Source organism: Halomonas gemina, assembly GCF_023554995.1.
In the GTDB taxonomy this organism is placed as follows: Bacteria; Pseudomonadota; Gammaproteobacteria; order Pseudomonadales; family Halomonadaceae; genus Halomonas; species Halomonas gemina.
Genome location: NZ_JAMJPK010000003.1, coordinates 64,361 through 81,651 on the forward strand (window position 1 = coordinate 64,361; position 17,291 = coordinate 81,651).

General features: G+C 66.8%; 15 protein-coding genes. 11 read left to right on the forward strand and 4 right to left on the reverse strand.

The window, feature by feature from the left end; all coding sequences use genetic code 11:
• Window positions 1–96: 96 nt before the first annotated feature.
• The 5 genes from M8009_RS07020 to M8009_RS07045 all read left to right on the forward strand — a co-directional run bounded on the left by M8009_RS07020 (window position 97) and on the right by M8009_RS07045 (window position 4,392).
• The gene (locus M8009_RS07020) at window positions 97–1,701 is read left to right on the forward strand and encodes a cation:proton antiporter family protein (RefSeq protein ID WP_250060121.1); all 1,605 of its coding nucleotides are present in this window, start codon (window positions 97–99) and stop codon (window positions 1,699–1,701) included.
• A 133-nt stretch (window positions 1,702–1,834) separates the two neighbouring features.
• A complete protein-coding gene (locus tag M8009_RS19215; protein WP_347709834.1) occupies window positions 1,835–3,331 on the forward strand; it encodes a DUF1538 domain-containing protein in 1,497 nt (498 codons plus the stop codon).
• Window positions 3,328–3,678 (forward strand): P-II family nitrogen regulator, encoded by a 351-nt coding sequence (locus tag M8009_RS07035; protein WP_250060122.1) that lies wholly within the window; start codon window positions 3,328–3,330, stop codon window positions 3,676–3,678. Before M8009_RS19215 ends, M8009_RS07035 begins: the two co-directional genes overlap by 4 nt.
• 26 nt (window positions 3,679–3,704) lie before the next feature.
• Window positions 3,705–4,091 carry a CBS domain-containing protein gene (locus M8009_RS07040; protein WP_250060123.1) on the forward strand — a complete coding sequence of 129 codons (387 nt, stop codon included), beginning with the start codon at window positions 3,705–3,707 and terminating at the stop codon, window positions 4,089–4,091.
• Between the two features lie 13 nt (window positions 4,092–4,104).
• The gene (locus tag M8009_RS07045; protein ID WP_250060124.1) at window positions 4,105–4,392 is read left to right on the forward strand and encodes a hypothetical protein; all 288 of its coding nucleotides are present in this window, start codon (window positions 4,105–4,107) and stop codon (window positions 4,390–4,392) included.
• Between the two features lie 174 nt (window positions 4,393–4,566).
• Here M8009_RS07045 and pepN read toward each other — a convergent pair whose 3' ends face one another.
• The 4 genes from pepN to M8009_RS07065 all read right to left on the reverse strand — a co-directional run bounded on the left by pepN (window position 4,567) and on the right by M8009_RS07065 (window position 8,826).
• Entirely contained in the window at window positions 4,567–7,200 is a 2,634-nt protein-coding gene (gene pepN, locus M8009_RS07050) for an aminopeptidase N (protein ID WP_250060125.1), read from the reverse strand.
• 84 nt (window positions 7,201–7,284) lie between these two features.
• Entirely contained in the window at window positions 7,285–7,662 is a 378-nt protein-coding gene (locus M8009_RS07055; RefSeq protein WP_250060126.1) for a YbaN family protein, read from the reverse strand.
• A 123-nt stretch (window positions 7,663–7,785) separates the two neighbouring features.
• Window positions 7,786–8,271 (reverse strand): YajQ family cyclic di-GMP-binding protein, encoded by a 486-nt coding sequence (locus M8009_RS07060; protein WP_250060127.1) that lies wholly within the window; start codon window positions 8,269–8,271, stop codon window positions 7,786–7,788.
• Window positions 8,272–8,325: 54 nt separating this feature from the next.
• Window positions 8,326–8,826, reverse strand: coding sequence for a GNAT family N-acetyltransferase (locus M8009_RS07065; RefSeq protein ID WP_250060128.1), 501 nt, complete (start codon window positions 8,824–8,826; stop codon window positions 8,326–8,328).
• Between the two features lie 170 nt (window positions 8,827–8,996).
• Between M8009_RS07065 and M8009_RS07070 the strand changes: the two genes are divergently transcribed.
• From M8009_RS07070 to M8009_RS07095, 6 genes are all read left to right on the forward strand, one after another.
• Window positions 8,997–10,493, forward strand: coding sequence for a RimK family ATP-grasp domain-containing protein (locus tag M8009_RS07070; RefSeq protein WP_250060129.1), 1,497 nt, complete (start codon window positions 8,997–8,999; stop codon window positions 10,491–10,493).
• A gap of 82 nt (window positions 10,494–10,575) precedes the next feature.
• The gene (gene cobO / locus M8009_RS07075; protein WP_250060130.1) at window positions 10,576–11,175 is read left to right on the forward strand and encodes a cob(I)yrinic acid a,c-diamide adenosyltransferase; all 600 of its coding nucleotides are present in this window, start codon (window positions 10,576–10,578) and stop codon (window positions 11,173–11,175) included.
• 308 nt (window positions 11,176–11,483) lie between these two features.
• The gene (locus tag M8009_RS07080; RefSeq protein WP_250060131.1) at window positions 11,484–12,830 is read left to right on the forward strand and encodes a UDP-glucose dehydrogenase family protein; all 1,347 of its coding nucleotides are present in this window, start codon (window positions 11,484–11,486) and stop codon (window positions 12,828–12,830) included.
• Window positions 12,831–12,841: 11 nt separating this feature from the next.
• A complete protein-coding gene (locus tag M8009_RS07085) occupies window positions 12,842–14,803 on the forward strand; it encodes a glycosyltransferase (RefSeq protein WP_250060132.1) in 1,962 nt (653 codons plus the stop codon).
• Window positions 14,796–16,343 (forward strand): PilZ domain-containing protein, encoded by a 1,548-nt coding sequence (locus tag M8009_RS07090; protein ID WP_250060133.1) that lies wholly within the window; start codon window positions 14,796–14,798, stop codon window positions 16,341–16,343. Before M8009_RS07085 ends, M8009_RS07090 begins: the two co-directional genes overlap by 8 nt.
• Window positions 16,344–16,402: 59 nt before the next feature.
• Window positions 16,403–17,290: a polysaccharide lyase gene (locus M8009_RS07095; RefSeq protein WP_250060134.1), complete on the forward strand. Its 888-nt coding sequence runs from the start codon at window positions 16,403–16,405 to the stop codon at window positions 17,288–17,290.
• Window position 17,291 lies beyond the last annotated feature (1 nt).

Consider the following 17,291-nt stretch of genomic DNA (forward strand, 5'->3'; position numbering starts at 1 on the left):
GCCGGATGACGACATACGCCGAATCATGCATGCCAATCAGCTTACGATTTCCCTACACTATTCGTCTTGCCGACGCGTGCCGAACAGGGAGTGTGCATGATCGAACCGGCCTTTCTTCTCGCAGCCTTCGTCTGTGGCTTCGCCGCAATGGGCCTGCGCTTACCGCCCCTGGTGGGCTTCCTGGTCGCCGGCTTCGTGCTCAACGCCCTGGGCTTCGACAAGACCCCGCTGCTGGAGACCCTCTCCGACATCGGGGTCACCCTGCTGCTGTTCACCATCGGCCTGAAGCTCGACGTGCGCACCCTGCTGCGGCGGGATGTCTGGGGCAGCGCCTCCCTGCACATGCTGGCATCGACGCTGCTGATGGTGACGCTGCTGTCCCTGTTCAAGTGGCTGGGGCCAGGACTCGGCCTGCTTGAGGTTGCAGGCTGGCAGACCCTCGCCATGCTGGGTTTTGCGCTGAGTTTCTCCAGCACCGTCTTCGTGGTCAAGATTCTCGACAAGCGCAGCGAGACCCAGACCGCCTACGGGCGCCTGGCCATCGGCGTGCTGATCATGCAGGACATCTTTGCCGTCTTCTTCCTGACCGCCTCCACCGGTGAGCTGCCGAGCCCCTGGGCCCTGGGCCTGGTGCTGCTGCTCCCCCTGGCGCCGGCCCTGCGGGCCCTGCTCGACCGCCTCGGCCATGGCGAGATGCAGATCCTGTTCGGCATGCTGCTGGCCCTGGTCGTGGGCTACTCCCTCTTCGAGTCGGTGGGCGTGAAGGGCGACCTGGGGGCGCTGATCATCGGGCTGCTGCTGGCCCCCCACCCCGCGGCACAGACTCTCGCCCGCTCGATGTTCAATCTCAAGGAACTGTTGCTGGTAGGCTTCTTCCTGAGCATCGGGCTGACCGCCATGCCGAGCTGGACACACCTTGGCATGGCCCTGGTCCTGGTGGCCGTCCTCCCATTGAAGAGCCTGCTCTATCAGTTCGTCTTCTCGCGCTTTCCGATGCGCAACCGGACCTCGCTGCTGGCCACCCTCAGCCTGTCCAACTACTCGGAGTTCGGCCTCATCGTGGGTACCATCGCCGTCGCCAGCGGCTGGCTGGACGAGCAGTGGCTGGTCGTCCTGTCGCTGGCCGTGGCCATCAGCTTCGCTGCGTCGGCCATCCTCAATGGCTTCAGCGAAGGGATCTATCGCCGGCTCGAACCCAGCATGCCGCAGCGCGACCCTGGGCAGCTGGCGCCTCGCGACCGGCCCATCGAGGTCGGTGACGCCGAGGCCGTGGTGCTGGGCATGGGCCGCATCGGCCGCAGCGTCTACCGTCGCCTGCAGAAGGAGTACGGGCTTCGCGTGCTGGGCATCGACAGCAACACCAATACCGTCGAGACCCTGGGCAAGCGTGGTTTCAATATCGTCGAGGGCGATGCCGTCGACTCGGACTTCTGGGACAAGCTGCTGATGTCCAGGGGCGTCAAGATGGTGGTGCTGGCCATGCCCCACCATGCGGGCAACCTCTTCGCCCTCAAGCAGCTGAAGTCGCGTGCCTTCAGGGGACGCATCACCGCCATCGTGGAATACTCCGAGGAGATCGAGCCGATCAAGGCACTCGGCGCCAATGCAGTCTTCCACGTCTATGACGAGGCGGGCCGGGCGCTGGCCGACAGCGCCGCCGAGGAGTCCGGTGTCGAATCCATGACGCGCCAACTGGGCTGAAAGCGCCTAATAAGCCTTGATCCATATCAAGTCTTCCCTGCAGCCTGGCAGGTCATTGATGATAGATTGTGGCAAGTAGAACCCGCCCCGGCCGTACAGGTTGGTGATCAACAGGGAAACCAGGGAGTCGGTCTTGGCTGAACAACTCAGGGACTTCGCTCACGCCCTGCTCCACGCACTGCGCAACCTGATGCCCATCATCCTGGTGGTGGTGGCCTTCCAGGCGCTACTGCTGCGCCAGTGGCCGGAGGGGGGACTCGCCATGGCAGGCGGCCTGCTGATCGTCGCGCTGGGCGTGGCGCTCTTCCTGCGGGGGCTCGAGCTGAGCATCTTCCCGGTGGGCAAGCGCCTGGCCAACCAGTTCACCCGGCGTGGCTCCATGCCCCTGCTGATGCTGTTCGGCTTCGCCATGGGGTTCTCGGCCGTGGTGGCAGAACCGGCATTGATCGCCGTGGCGGAGCAGGCCAAGGAGATCAGTGAGGGGCGCATCGACGCCCTTACCCTGCGCCTGATCATTGCCACCTCGGTAGGGCTGGTGATGGCCCTCGGGGTCTTTCGGGTGATCCTCGGCCATCCCCTGCACTGGTACATGATCGTCGGCTACGTGCTGGTGGTGCTGATCACCTTCTTTGCCCCCGAGGAGATCGTTGGCCTGGCCTACGACTCCGGCGGCGTGACCACCAATATCGTCACCGTGCCGCTGATCGCTGCCCTGGGTATCGGCCTGGCCTCCTCGATCCAGGGGCGCAACCCGCTGATCGACGGCTTCGGCCTGGTGGCACTGGCGGTGATGGTGCCGATGATCAGCGTGCAGCTCTATGGCATCCTGGTATATGGCGACCCGGGCAGCGTGGCGGCAAATGCCGAACTGATCACCGCCCAGGCGGAAGTCGAGGCACCCGGCGGCCTGCTGTCAATGGTGCTCGAGCTGTTCGCCATGCTACGCGACGTGCTGCCGATCATCCTGGTGATCCTGTTCTTCCAGTACCTGATCCTCAAGCGTCCCCTGGCCAACCCCCTCAGGGTGGCGACCGGCTTCGCCCTGGTGATCATCGGGCTCTACGCCTTCGTGGTGGGTCTCAAGCTGGGCCTCTTCCCGATCGGCCGCAGCATGGCGGAACAGCTGATCGCCTTCGACAACTGGCTGTGGGTCTACCTGTTCGCCTTCTGCATCGGCTTCGCCACCACCATGGCCGAGCCGGCCCTGCTCGCCGTGGGCCAGCAGGCCGAGGAAGCCGCCGCGGGCAAGATCCAGGGCAACGTCATCCGGCTGCTGGTGGCGCTGGGGGTGGCCATCGGCATCACGCTCGGCGTACACCGCATCATCAGCGGCGATTCCATCCACCACTACATCATCGGCGGCTACCTGCTGGTGATCCTGCTCACTTTCCTGGCGCCACGCTACATCGTGGCGCTGGCCTTCGACCTGGGGGGCGTCACCACCTCCGAGGTGACGGTTCCGCTGGTGACCGCACTGGGCATCGGCCTGGCGAGCCAGATCGAGGGCCGCAAAGTGCTGATCGACGGCTTCGGGCTGATCGCCTTCGCCTCGATCTTTCCTATCGTGACCGTAATGGGCTATGCCATTCTGATGGATAGAGTGGCCAACATGAGAGGCAAGACGCCATGAAGTTTTCCCTGCTGGTCGCCATCGTCCCCGAGGATATGGAACAGGAGTGCATCGACGCCGCCACCAAGGCAGGTGCGGTGGGCATGACCCTGATGGCGGGCCGCGGCATCGGCGGCGAACGCAAGAAGACGTTCTTCGGCCTGACCTACGAAGGCAGCCAGAGCGTGATGCTTATGACCCTCGAGAAGGGCCTCTCCCTAAAGGTGCTCAAGGCCATCCGGCAGGTCCTCAACCCCTCGGGCGAGGACTCCAAGGGGCTGGTGATGACGCTGCCCGTGGAGCACCTGGGCGGCATCGACATGTCACAGCTCAAGCGCTTCGAGGAGCGCCTCAGGCACGAAGTCTGACCTTTTCCCACCGACGGAGTAACACGATGCTGGTCAAGGACATCATGATGCGCGACGTGGTGACGGTGTCACCCTTCGCTACCCTGCGGGACGCCCTGAGCCTGATGAAGCAGCACAACCTCAAGTGCCTGGTGGTGGAACAGCAGGACCCCCACGATGCCTGGGGACTGATCACCTATACCAACATCCTCAAGACCATCGTCGCCGAGAACGGCGACATCGACCTGATCAATGTCTACGACGTCTGCGCCAAGCCCGCCATCGGCGTCGGCGAGTCGCTGGACGTGCGTCACGTGGCCGGGCTGATGACCAGCAACGTGGTCAAGCGGGTGCTGGTACTGGAAGACAACCGGCTGCTCGGGCTGGTCACCATGGATGACATCGTCGGCACTGTGCTCGAGATGATCGAATAGGAAACCCGAAGCCATGGACGACGCCTTCGCCTTCATCGGCAACGCCTTCGGCGAATTCATCCGCTTTATCGTCGATGGCCTCACCGGCTTCTTCGCCAACATTGGCGACGCGGCCGGCAGCTTCATGCAGGGGCTCTCCGACTCGCTGGGCATCCCGATCACCCTGATCAGCCTGCTGGTGCTGGTGATCGGCCTGTGGCTGCTGTGGAAGGGCGTCGCCGCGCTGATGCGCCGAGCCATCGTCGCCACCGTGATCTGGTGGCTGCTGGGAGTGACGATGCTTAGCTGGCTGATCCACTGATTGGGCGGAGGATTTGCTGCTGCGCTCGATATCCTGGCCGCCGGCGGTGCCGGTGCGCCGGTCCGATCGGAATCCTCATGTAGCAAGCTACACTCCGGCTCCTGCGCTCCGGCGGCGACCAGCCTCTCATCGCTCGCGACGCAAATCACTCTCGCCCAACAACCCTAAAAGACTCTATGCCAGGGCCTTTTCTACCACCTCATAGACATTCGGCGAGAGCTCCTCGGCGCGGATGCGCTCGAGCTCGCCCTTCATCAGCTCCTGGCGGGCCTCGTCGAAGCGCGCCCAGCGCGTCAGCGGCGTGACCAGGCGGGCGGCAATCTCCGGATTGAGGCGGTTGAGCTCGATCACGGTGTCGGCCAGCAGCCGGTAGCCTGCCCCGTCGTCGCGGTGGAAGTTCGCCGGATTCTGGTTGGCGAAGGTGCCGATCAGCGCCCGCACCTTGTTGGGGTTCTTCAGCGAGAAGGCCGGGTGCTCCATCAGGAAGGTGACGCGGTCGAGCACGTCCGGCTGCGGTCGGGTGACCTGGATGGCGAACCACTGGTCCATCACCAGGGGGTCATGGGCCCAAGTCTCGCCGAAGGCCTTGAGGGCCGGGTCGGCGATATCGCCACGCGAGCTGTGCACCAGCAGGGTCAGGGCATGGCGCACGTCGGTCATGTTGTGGTCCGCCTGGAACTGCTCGCGTGCAAGCTCCAGCCCCGCCTCGTCCTCGATGGCCATGAGGTAGGAGAGCGCCACGTTCTTCAGGCTGCGCGCGGCGATCTGCTCGGGCTCCGGCGCATAGGGAGCGTCGTCCTGGTTCTCGCGATAGACGCGCAGGAAGTCGTCCCGCAGCGCCAAAGCCAGGCGTTGCTTGACGAAGGTGCGGGCGGCATGGATGGCATCCACGTCGACCAGCGGCTGCTGCTCGGCGATGTAGGCCTCGGAGGGCAGCGTCAGCATCTGGGCCAGCACCGCCTTGTCGTCGATCTCCGCCGCCAGCAGCGCGCGGAAGGCCTCGACCACGCGCGGGTCCATCACCTTCTCGACGCCATTGCGATGGGCCGCGATCAGGTCGTCCAGAGCCAGCAGGGCCAGGCGCTGCCCGGCGTCCCAGCGGTTGAAGCCGTCGGAGTCGTGGGCCTGCAGGAACGCCAGGTCCTCGCGACCATAGGGGAAGTGCAGCTTCACCGGCGCCGAGAAACCGCGCAGCAGCGAGGGCACCGGGGCCTCGCTGACATCGGTGAAGAGGAACTCCTGCTCCTCCTCGCGCAGATGAATCACCGCGTCGGTGCCAAGTGACTCGCCGTCGAGGGTCAGCGGCAGGTCGCGGCCGGACTTGGTGCCCACCAGGCCCAGGCGCACCGGGACGTGCAGGGCCTGCTTGTCCGGCTGGCCCGGGGTCGCCGGAGTCCGCTGACGCAGGATGAGGCGGTACTCGGCATTGGCATAGTCATACTCGCCGTGGGCGTCGATCTCGGGGGTCCCGGCCTGGGAGTACCAGAGCATGAACTGGTCGAGGTCCTGGCCAGAGGCCTCGGCCATGCAGTCCACGAAGTCCTCGATGGTCACGGCCTGACCGTCGAAGCGCGCGAAGTAGCGGTCGGCTCCACGGCGGAAGGCCTCCTCACCCACCAGGTTCGAGAGCATGCGCACGATCTCCGCGCCCTTCTCGTAGATGGTCAGGGTGTAGAAGTTGCCGATCTCGATGTAGTGGTCGGGACGCACCGGGTGCGCGGTGGGGCCGGCATCCTCGGCGAACTGGGCGGTGCGGAAGAAGGAGACGTCCTCGATGCGCTTGACCGGCGCCGAGTTGGTATCCGCCGAGAAGCACTGGTCACGGAACACCGTGAGACCCTCCTTCAGGGAGAGCTGGAACCAGTCGCGACAGGTGACCCGGTTGCCGGACCAATTGTGGAAGTACTCGTGGGCGACGATACCCTCGACGCGCTGGAAGGCCGCATCGGTGGCGGTGTGGGGATGGGTCAGCACCGCGGCCGAGTTGAAGATGTTGAGGCCCTTGTTCTCCATGGCGCCCATGTTGAAGTCATTGACCGCCACGATCATGAAGAGGTCCAGGTCGTACTCGCGCCCATAGGCCTCCTCGTCCCAGGCCATGGCGCGCTTGAGCGAGGCCATGGCATGGTCGGTCTTGTCGAGGTTCTCCTCCTCGACCCAGATCTGCAGGGTGACGTCACGCCCGCTGGCTGTGGTGAAGCGGTCCTCGACCTTCCGCAGGTCGCCGGCCACCAGGGCGAACAGGTAGCTGGGCTTGGGGTGCGGGTCGTCCCAGGTGACGAAGTGGCGACCGCCAGGAAGCTCGCCGCGCTCCACCGGGTTGCCGTTGGAGAGCAGCACCGGCTCCTGCTCCGTGCGGCCGATCACCGTGGTGGAGAAGGTGGCCATGACATCGGGGCGATCCGGATAGAAGGTGATCCGGCGAAAGCCCTCGGCCTCGCACTGGGTGCAGAACATGCCGCTCGAGCGATAGAGCCCCGACAGGGCGGTGTTGCCGTCGGGGGCGATCTCGACCTCGGTGTCGAGCAGGAAGGCCTCCGGCACCCGATGCACGACCAGTCCGGCCTCGCCGACCTGGTACTCGTCCGGCTCCAGTGGCTGGCCGTCGATGGCGATGGCCTTGAGCGCAAGCTGCTCGCCGTCGAGCGTCAGGGGGGTCCCGGCCTCGCGCTCCGGATGGCGCTCGACGTGCAGGCGCGCCTTGACCCGGGTGGCGTTCGGGTCGAGGTCGAAGGTCAGTTCGGTACGGGTCACACGGTAGGCGGGCGGGCGGTAATCACTCAGATAGATCGGCTGCGGTTCTGACATCGAGGATGGCTCCTGTCGGTAATTGCCATCCATTGTACGGCGCCCCGCGCCCGGAGCTCAAAGCAATGCGACGCGCCATCGCGATCAGCGCACGGCGACCGGCTCGGGGCGCGACACGACCCAGGCGCCCACCAGGCAGAGTCCGGCGATGAGCGACAGCTTGAGCCATAGCGTGCTCACGGTGAGGGCCAGCACCAGCATCGAGACGGCCAGCATGGCGGAGGCGAGCCACTTGGCATGGCGGGGAATCGCCCGCTCGCACTCCCAGGCCACCACGGCAGGGCCGAAGCGCGGATGCTCGCGGATCCAGGCGGCGAAGCGCGGGGAACCCTTCGAGGCCGCCCAGACCGCCAGCAGCATGAAGCAGGTGGTCGGCAGCAGCGGCAGGAAGGCGCCCACCACGCCCAGCCCGAAGCTGACCCAGGCCAGGGCCAGGAAGGCGACACGACGAACGACTGGCATCAATCGCTCACTCCCGGTAGTGAGGTATCAGACCCATTGAAGAGCATTCTGCCTTCCCGTGCCAATCGCCAACGCCTATGGCTGCCATCGGAATGAGCTGGATCAAGGCGCTCTCGGCGGCGGTCAGTCGCGGAAGTTGTCGAACTGCAGCGCCAGGTCGGGACCACCCTCTCCGCGCAGCAGGGCCATGACGGCCTGGAGGTCATCGCGTTTCTTGCCGGTGACCCGGACCTTCTCGCCCTGGATCTGGGCCTGGACCTTCAGCTTGCTCTCCTTGATGCGCTTGACGATGTCCTTGGCCTCCTTCTGGTCGAGCCCCTGCTTGAGGGTCACCTCCTGGCGGGCACGAACCCCGGAGAGCACCGGCTCCTGGACGTCCATGCAGCGGGCGTCGATGCCGCGGGCGATAAGCTTGTTGCGCAGCACGTCGAGCATCTGCTTGAGCTGGAAGTCGACCTCGGCCTCCAGCGAGACGGTCTCGCCGTTGAGCTCGAAGCTTGCGGTGACCCCCTTGAAGTCGAAGCGGGTCTGAATCTCCCGGTTGGCCTGATCCACGGCGTTGCTGGCTTCGTGCTTGTCGAACTCGGAAACGATGTCGAAGGAGGGCATGGACATGTCCTGATGGTTGGTCGGTGGTGAAGGGGGACGTGTGGCGTGATTCTATCAGCCCTCGCCGGCCCGCGCGGCCCCCGGCTCGGCCAGCAGCGGCTTGGCCATCTGCCAGCCAGCACAGCCGTCCTCGTAGTAGTCGCCAAGCCAGCGCTCCAGGCGAAAGCCCATCCGTCGGTAGAGCCCCAGCGCCACGCGGTTGTCGACGCGCACCTCGAGGCCCAGCACCTCGACATCACGCGCCAGCGCCTCGGCCTCCAGGGCCTCCAGCAGCCGCCGGCCCAGACCACTGCCGCGCGCCTCGGGATGCACGCAGAAGGAGTAGAGCCGGGCACGGCGGGTGCCGCGGCGAAACAGCAGGGTGCCGTAGCCCAGCAGCCTAGCGGGGGCGTCGTCGGAAGCTTGCTGTTCGGCGACCAGCGTCAGGGCATGCGCGCGGTTGAGCAGGTGCCAGAGCTGGCGGCGACTGAAGCGGTCGCCGGTGAAGGCCACCTGCTCCAGGCGGAAGAGTGCAGCCAGGTCGAGACCGAGGGCCTGGCGCAGGATGACGGTCATCGCGAATCTCCGGAAATCTCGGAACGATTGTGATCATGGCCAATATCGCTGTCACCGGCGTTGACCATGAAATCTTTTCACTCGAACGCCGGCTTGTCCGGGCGCGGGCTCCGCGGCATGCTGACCGCACATTCCGGCGGCACCCCGCCGCCCTGCACGGAAGCCCCACCATGTGTCCGCTGCGCATCGTCGTCGACCGACTGGAAGACTGGCGGCCCTACTACCCCTCCGAGGACCTGATCACTGCCGACGACTTCCTCGCCCAGGACCGGCAGCACCATATCGGCGACGATCAGGACCGCACCACCCACGTGATCAACCTGTGCAGCGAGCTCGACTACCTGGGCACGGGCTACTATGTCTCGCTGCTGGCCCAGGCGCGGGGGCAGCGGGTACTGCCCGCGGTCGAGACCCTCAACGCGCTGGGCCGCAAGGCGCTGGTCGATCTCCAGCTCGACGGCCTGGCCCCGCTGCTCGGCGACCTGACTCGCCAGGGGTCGCTGCCGGGTGACCGGCTGACCCTGCGGGTGCTGTTCGGCGAGTGCCGGGAGCCCGGCCTGGCACGGCTGGCGCGCCGGCTCTTCGAGCGGCTGCCCTGCCCATTGCTTGAGGCACGCCTGGTGCGTCGCCACGACGTGTGGCGCCTGTCGCGCCTCAAGCCGCTGCGCCTGCGCGACCTCGCACCCGAGGAGCAGGACCTGTTCGCCACGGCCCTCAACCGCCACTCCCGCAAGGTATGGCGCACGCCGAAGGCGCGGCGCCGCTACCGTTTCGACCTGGCGATCCTGGTCGATCCGCAGGAGGCCCTGCCCCCCAGCAACCGCGGGGCGCTGAAGGCCTTCATCCGCGCCGGACGCCGGCTCGGCATCGATGTCTCGCTGATCACCCGCAAGGATGCCGGCCGGCTCGCCGAGTTCGACGGCCTGTTCATCCGCGAGACGACCGCGCTGGACCACCACACCTATCGCATGGCCCGTCGGGCGGAACACGAGGGGCTGGTGGTGATCGACGCCCCACGCGACATCCTGCGCTGCACCAACAAGGTCTACCTGCACGCCCTGCTGCGGGCACGGGGCGTACCGGCGCCGCAGGGGGTCCTGCTCAAGCGCGGCGACCGCCGAGCGCTGGACGAACGGGTCGCCGGTCTCGGCTTCCCGATGGTACTCAAGATTCCCGACGGCGCCTTCTCCCGGGGCATCGTCAAGGTCGAGTCGACGCAGCAGCTCGAGCGCGAGGCCAGCCGGCTGTTCGCCACCTCGGCCCTGCTGCTGCTCCAGGAGTGGCTGCCCACCGAGTACGACTGGCGGATCGGCGTGCTCGATGGCCAGGTGCTCTTCGCCAGCCGCTACTACATGGCCCGCGGTCACTGGCAGATATACGACCACTCCGGCGCCCGGGTGAAGAGCGGCGGCTTCACCACCCATGATCCCGCCGAGGTCCCGGCGGCGGTGATCAGGGCGGCGCTGAAGGCCACCCGGCTGATCGGCGACGGCTTCTATGGCGTGGATCTCAAGCAGGCCGGTGACCGGGTGGTGGTGATCGAGGTCAACGACAACCCCAATGTGGATGCCGGCATCGAGGACGCCGTGCTCGGCCGCGCGCTCTATGAGCGCATCATGAGGGTCTTCCTGGCCCGCATGGAGGCCCGGGTGCGCGAGCGGGCCTGAACATGGGGAAGCTGACGACGACCCGCTTCTGGCGTATGCTGGCGCCTTCCTTGACAAGCCTTGTACAAACCTTGGAGCCCCGATGAGCGATCGCGACACCCGCCACCAGCAGGCCATGCAGAAACTCAAGTCCCGCGTCGACGAGAAGGTCGCCGAGGCCACCGAGCAGCGCGGGCTGCTGCTGGTCTTCACCGGCAACGGCAAGGGCAAGACCACTGCCGCCTGGGGCACCGTGACCCGCGCCCTCGGCTACGGCTACAGGGTCGGCGTGGTGCAGTTCATCAAGGGGCTGTGGGAATGCGGCGAGCGCGAGCGGCTGGTCGAGGATCCCAACCTGGAGGTGGCCATCATGGCCACCGGCTTCACCTGGGACACCCAGAACCGCGAGGCAGATACCCGGGCCTGCCACGAGGTGTGGGCCGAGGCCGAGCGGATGCTCGCCGACCCGGGCGTCTACCTGGTGGTACTCGACGAGATCACCTACATGCTCAAGTTCGGCTACCTGGATATCGCCACCGTGACGCGGGCGCTGGCCAAGCGACCCGCCGAGCAGACGGTGATCATCACCGGGCGCAATGCCCACCGGGAGCTCACTGCCATGGCCGATACCGTCACCGAGATGCAGGAGGTGCGCCATGCCTTCAACAGCGGGGTCCAGGCCCGCCGCGGCATCGACTACTGACCTCTTTTCTTTCAGCAGGTTAGCGTGAATTTAGCGACGACCGTCTTCTTAAGGCAACACTTAAGTCTCTGATTTGAAAAATTCTCTCTCACCTCTCCGATAACCGTCGCTTGCTGGCGACGGTTACCCCCCCTCCCGCCCTGCCCGGCCCCGGCCACTCCGCCGACGAACTCGCCTTAACCCTTTGATAATCATGCCATATCACAGAATGGCATGAGCCTTGCTTACTGAATGGACCGAAAAGGAAAGGAGGCGTGACCACCCGCTGAGGGCGGCCACCCCGGTCATCGAGCAAGGAGACAGCAATCATGAGAATCACCATCTTCGGTTCCGGCTATGTGGGACTTGTCACCGGCGCCTGCCTGGCCGATGTCGGCCATGACGTGATGTGTGTCGACGTGGATGCGGACAAGGTGGCCCGGCTTGAGGCCGGCGAGGTGCCGATCTATGAGCCCGGGCTGGAGAGCCTGATCCGCCAGAACCAGTCGGCCGGCCGCCTGCACTTCACCACCGATGCCGAGCAGGCGGTGGCCTTCGGCCTGCTGCAGTTCATCGCCGTGGGCACGCCCTCGGACGAGGACGGCAGCGCCGACCTGCGCCATGTGCTCAAGGTCGCCGAGACCATCGGCCACCACATGGACGGCTACCGCATTATCGTCGACAAGTCGACGGTGCCGGTGGGCACCGCCAGCCGGGTGGAGCGGGCCATCGCCGCCGAGCTCGACCGCCGCGGGGCCACGCTGGACTTCGATGTCTGCTCCAATCCCGAATTCCTCAAGGAGGGCGCAGCCATCGAGGACTTCTCCAAGGGCGCACGGATCGTGGTCGGCACCCACTCGGAGCGCGTCAGGAGCGCCATGCGCGAATGCTATGCCCCCTATAGCCGCCAGAAGGACAAGCTGATGTTCATGGGGGTGCGCAGCGCCGAGCTGACCAAGTACGCCGCCAACGCCATGCTCGCCACCAAGATCAGCTTCATCAACGAGATCGCCAACCTCTCCGAGCGGCTGGGCGCCGACATCGAGGAGGTCCGCCACGGCATCGGCAGCGACCCGCGCATCGGCTACCACTTCATCTATCCGGGCTGCGGCTATGGCGGCTCCTGCTTCCCCAAGGACGTCAAGGCGCTGGCGCATACCGCCAATGAGATCGGCCATCCCGCCGAGATGATCACCGCCGTGGAGCGCGTCAACGCGCGCCAGAAGAGCCGCCTGTTCGAGATGCTCTGCCAGGCCTTCAACGGCCAGCTGGCCGGCAAGACCATCGCGCTGTGGGGTCTGGCCTTCAAGCCCAATACCGACGACATGCGCGAGGCCCCCAGCAGGGCCCTGATGGAGGCCCTGTGGGAGGCCGGCGCCCGCGTCCAGGCCTTCGATCCCGAGGCCGCCGGGGAGTGTCGCCGGATCTATGGCGAGCGCGACGACCTGAGGCTCGCCGGCCAGCGCAACGAGGCCCTGGAGGGCGCCGATGCCCTGGTGATCTGCACCGAATGGAAGGCCTTTCGCACCGTGGATTTCGCCGAGCTGCGCGAGTCGCTCGCCTCGCCGGTGGTGGTCGACGGCCGCAACCTCTTCCACCCCGAGACCGTCAAGGCCGCGGGTCTCGCCTACTACGCCATCGGCCGGGGTGACTCCGTACGTCCCGTGCTCGCCTGAGGGGAGTCGAGATGTCGAACACACCAACCGATCGCTCCGTCGCCAGCAAGCTGACGGAGGTCGCGACCTTCATCCTCGGGATCGCCCTGCTGATTGTGGTGATCGATGGCTTGCCGCTGGATGTCTTCTCTACCGAGTCGAAGAGCTTCTTCTTCGCCATCGGGGCCGTGGGCATCTGGCGCTATACCTGGTGGCTGATCCAGGCGCTGCGTTCGGTGTGGTACAACCGTCGGATCTTCCCGCGACTGCGGGCCGAGGCCGATGCCGCGGGGGAGCAGGCGCTCCCCCCGGAGCTCTATGTGCTCTGCACCTCCTTTCGAATCGAGCCCGAGGTCAGCTTCCAGGTCTATGACGCCCTGGTGCGCGAGGTCGCCGACTATGGGGTGCCCACCACCATCTTCGCCTCGCTGTCGGACCGCAGCGACGTGGACGTCATCACCCACGTCATGGACGACAACGGCTGGCCGGAGAACATCGAGCTGCGCTACATGTTCCAGAAGGGCGACGGCAAGCGCTCGGCCATGGCCGAGGTGCTGCGCGCCATCTCGCGGCGCATGCCGGCGCCCGGCGCCCTGCTGGTCTCCATGGACGGCGACATCCGCCTGGAGCCGGGAACCCTGTCGCGCTCGCTGTCGTTCTTCAGCGTCCAGGAGGACCTGGGCGCCCTGACCACCAACAACAGCGCCATCGTCACGGGGGGCGACGCCACCAAGGAGTGGTACGACATCCGCTATGCCCAGCGCCACCTGGTGATGAGCTCGATGTCGGTCTCCCGGCGCCTGCTGGTGCTGACCGGTCGCTACAGTGCCTTCCGGGCCGACCTGGCGACCCAGCCCGACTTCATCGAGCTGGTAGAGAACGACCACGTCGACCACTGGCGCTTCGGCACCTTCAAGTTCCTCTCCGGCGACGACAAGTCGACCTGGTACTGGCTGCTGAAGAACGGCTGGCGAATGCTCTACATCCCGGACGTGCACGTCTCGGGCTTCGAGGAGCTGCCCGACCGCAAGCGCTTCTTCAAGTCGACCACCGACCTGATGCGCCGCTGGTACGGCAACATGCTGCGCACCAGCAACCGGGCCATCGCCCTGGGACCGAGGCCCATGGGCCTGTTCACCTGGTGGAGCCTGGTCGACCAGCGGCTCTCCATGTGGACCACCCTGATCGGCCCCACGGTGGCCATCCTGGTGACCCTGTTCATCCGCCCCTCGTTCATCTTCGCCTATGCCCTGTGGATCCTCTTCACCCGCGGCATCGTCACGCTGATTCTGGCCTGGCAGCACGGCCGCTACAGCCTGCTGTGGGTGCCCCTGATCTACTACAACCAGGTGTGGGGGGCGCTGCTCAAGACCTATGTCAGCTTCCGCTTCAACCGCCAGAAGTGGTCGCGCCAGGGCATCTCCGCGGGCGAACCCAACGACCCGCTGGCCGTCAAGCGCCAGCGGCGCATGGGCCATGTGCTGCACGGCTTCGCCTACGGTGTCCTGCTCTACGTGCTGATACTGGCCACCGGCGTCCTGCAGCCGCCGGACCGGACCTCGCTGTCCATCCTGACCGGTGCCGGCCCCGAAGAGGCAGAGTCACGGGTGGACGAGCGCTGGCTGTCGCTGGCCATCGCCGATGCCCCGGAGGGGGGCAGCGTGCAACTGCCGGCCGGTGACTTCCACCTCGACGACGACCTGCTGGAAGCGCTCGAAGGCCTCGACAGCCCCCGCGCCGGCCACCTGCTGGGCGCCGCCCAGGACACCACCCGCCTGATCGTCACCCCCGAGCTGGCCCGTCACCTGCGCGATACCCGCGGGCGCCCCATCGCCGAGGCCGCGGCCTGCCCGCAGCCCGCCGGCTGCACCCTGGAACTGGAGCACCATTCGATGAGCTTCAAGGACCTGCGGATCCAGGTGGAACCCGGCCGTTCCGGCGACGCCGTGGCGTCGGTCCAACAACAGAGCAAGGAGAACGCAAAGGATGTCTGACCATCATTCCGACATGAACGGCATCGAGCGCAACGAGCCGACCCTGGGCCCGGGCGCCCCCCGCGGCGCGGGTCCTGCCGGCAGCCCGTCGGGCCGCCATGAGGCCCCGGGGGAGCGGATCCACCACGAACGGCGCGACGAGCGCCGTTTCATCCGCGTCTCACAGCCCTTCCGGGTCCGTTTCGAGGATGGCCAGGAACTCCCCGGTGTTGATGTCTCGGTGGGCGGCTTCGCCGTCCGCACCTCGCAGCCGCTGCGCCCGGGCGAGCGCCTCTCGGCCTCGCTGCTGCTCACCGTCGGGGCCACCGAGCTGATCGTGCCCGTGAGAGCCGAATGCCGCCATGCCACCGCCGAAAATGACGGGCGAGACCACGTCAACGGCTTCGAGATCATGGATATCGACCCACCCCATCGCGAGCTGCTGCGCCAGGTGGTCCGCAGCTGCCTGACGGGGCGCCAGGCCAGCATCGAGTCGCTGATGGAGGGCGAGGATCCGCAGACGCCGCGCAAGCGCAAGGCGGCCCAGTCCACGCCGCTGCCCCCGTCGCGCCCGCCCAAGCCGCGGGGCCGCTATGTGCTGCTGTTCAGCGCCATCGCGATCCTCGCCATCGCGGCGGCGGCCACGGCCTATCGCAACTTCATGCTGATCGAGCCGAGCTTCGCCGCGGTCACCGCGCCACGGATCGACATCCGTGCCCCGGGCCCGGGGATCCTCGAGGCCCACGACCTGCAGGCCGGCGACCGGGTCGAGCGCGACCAGGAGCTGACCAGCGTCGCCAACAGCGACCTGGAGTCGCAGCTGATCCTCTCCCGGGCCTCGCTGAACTACAACGAGCAGCTGATCGCGAACCTGAAGGAGCATCTCCAGTCGGCCGGTGGGGGTCAGGTCAGCATCGCCAGCTCCGCGCGTCCCGAGAGCGGCGATGCCATGAACTTCGAGACGGTGTCGCCGGAGATTGCCCAGGCGCGCATCGACCAGTTCGAGACGGCACGCGACCTGGAGAGCTCGCGCATCACCGCCCTGGAGGCCCGCCAGGCCAGCAATAACATCTACAGCCCGTGCGAGTGCCTGGTGGCCTGGGCCCTGAGCAGCGCCGACGGCACCTACATCAACGAGAGCGAGCGGATCATGACCCTGATCCGCACCGGCGAGGACGATGTCATGGTCGAGGCGCTGGTCCACATGGACGACATCGACCGCATCGAGCCCAACCAGACGGCCTACGTCTCGCTGCCCAACGCCTCGACCCCGATCCGTGCCCGGGTACGCAACGTGGCGCTGGACGTCGAGCGTCAGCCGCGTGCCGGTTTCCCCAGCTGGGTACGCCAGCAGCAGAACGTGGCCAGCGTGCTGCTGGTGCCCGAGAAGACCCTGCCGGCCGAGAGCGTCGGCAAGCCGGCGGACGTGCGCTTTACCGAGGCCCCGCTGCTGGGCGCCACCGCCGAGTGGGTCTGGCAGGGCATGCGTGCCGTCGGCCAGTTCGGCGAGCGCGTCTATCGTGCCGTCACCCCAGAGGACGAGCAACGCGAGGCGGGATGATCCCCCACCCGCCTTCACCGCGGTGCCTCGGCGCCGCGGCCCTTCGTCAAGGAGACACCATGAGCATGGAACACCCCCGTAACCGCCGCCAGGCCCTTGCCCTGACGGCCCTGCTGACGGGCCTCGCCTCGACGAGTGCCCCGGCGCAGGAGGGCAAGGAGCCGACCCTCTCCTATCCGCGGGTCGAGCCCTGCTCGGAGCGCCACTCGCCGGTGGCCACGCCGCAGCCGGACCTCGCCGCCAAGGATGCCCAGGAGGGGGTCCGCCAGGGCTTCGGCACCACCCGTGACTGGGGCGTCGAGGACAATGTCGAACTGCTCGATGCCGGCGCCACGGGCCTCGACGAGCCCGGCCTGCGCGTCCACTACCCCGAGGGCACCTCGTCACCCGGAGACACGAAGGAGGGGGGCGCCGGCTTCTACGCCGACCCGGCGGGCCTGGCCGGGGCCGAGCGGGCCTGCCTGACCTACCAGGTACGCTTCGAAGCGGGGTTCGACTTCGTCAAGGGCGGCAAGCTGCCGGGCCTCTACGGCGGTGAGGCCCCCAGCGGTGGCGACGAAGTCGACGGCGAGAGCGGCTTCTCGATGCGCTTCATGTGGCGCGAGGCCGGCCAGGGTGAGCTCTACGAGTACGTGGCCAGCCAGGACGAGGAGTTCGGCGCCTCCGTGGGCCGCGGGCTGTGGAGCTTCCCCACCGGCGAGTGGGTCACCATCGAGCAGGAACTGGTGCTCAACACGCCCGGGGAGGCCGATGGCCTGGCCCGGGTGTGGATCAACGGTGTCCCGGTGCTCGAGCAGAGCGAGATCGTCTACCGCACCACCGAGGAGGTGACCATCGATGGCCTGATGTTCTCGACCTTCTTCGGCGGCAACGGCAAGGAGTGGCGTACCCCCATCGACCAGCATGCCGATTTCGCCGCCTTTCGCTTCTACGCCCCCTCGACCTGAG

Coding starts and splice junctions, on each gene's coding strand:
- M8009_RS07065 (WP_250060128.1), bottom strand. CDS start 8,826: ATGACCGTCATCCTGCGCCAGGCCCTCGGTCTCGACCTGGCTGCACTC.
- M8009_RS07095 (WP_250060134.1), top strand. CDS start 16,403: ATGAGCATGGAACACCCCCGTAACCGCCGCCAGGCCCTTGCCCTGACG.
- M8009_RS07035 (WP_250060122.1), top strand. CDS start 3,328: ATGAAGTTTTCCCTGCTGGTCGCCATCGTCCCCGAGGATATGGAACAG.
- M8009_RS07040 (WP_250060123.1), top strand. CDS start 3,705: ATGCTGGTCAAGGACATCATGATGCGCGACGTGGTGACGGTGTCACCC.
- M8009_RS07045 (WP_250060124.1), top strand. CDS start 4,105: ATGGACGACGCCTTCGCCTTCATCGGCAACGCCTTCGGCGAATTCATC.
- M8009_RS07060 (WP_250060127.1), bottom strand. CDS start 8,271: ATGCCCTCCTTCGACATCGTTTCCGAGTTCGACAAGCACGAAGCCAGC.
- pepN (WP_250060125.1), bottom strand. CDS start 7,200: ATGTCAGAACCGCAGCCGATCTATCTGAGTGATTACCGCCCGCCCGCC.
- M8009_RS07055 (WP_250060126.1), bottom strand. CDS start 7,662: ATGCCAGTCGTTCGTCGTGTCGCCTTCCTGGCCCTGGCCTGGGTCAGC.
- M8009_RS07020 (WP_250060121.1), top strand. CDS start 97: ATGATCGAACCGGCCTTTCTTCTCGCAGCCTTCGTCTGTGGCTTCGCC.
- M8009_RS07085 (WP_250060132.1), top strand. CDS start 12,842: ATGTCGAACACACCAACCGATCGCTCCGTCGCCAGCAAGCTGACGGAG.
- cobO (WP_250060130.1), top strand. CDS start 10,576: ATGAGCGATCGCGACACCCGCCACCAGCAGGCCATGCAGAAACTCAAG.
- M8009_RS07070 (WP_250060129.1), top strand. CDS start 8,997: ATGTGTCCGCTGCGCATCGTCGTCGACCGACTGGAAGACTGGCGGCCC.
- M8009_RS07080 (WP_250060131.1), top strand. CDS start 11,484: ATGAGAATCACCATCTTCGGTTCCGGCTATGTGGGACTTGTCACCGGC.
- M8009_RS07090 (WP_250060133.1), top strand. CDS start 14,796: ATGTCTGACCATCATTCCGACATGAACGGCATCGAGCGCAACGAGCCG.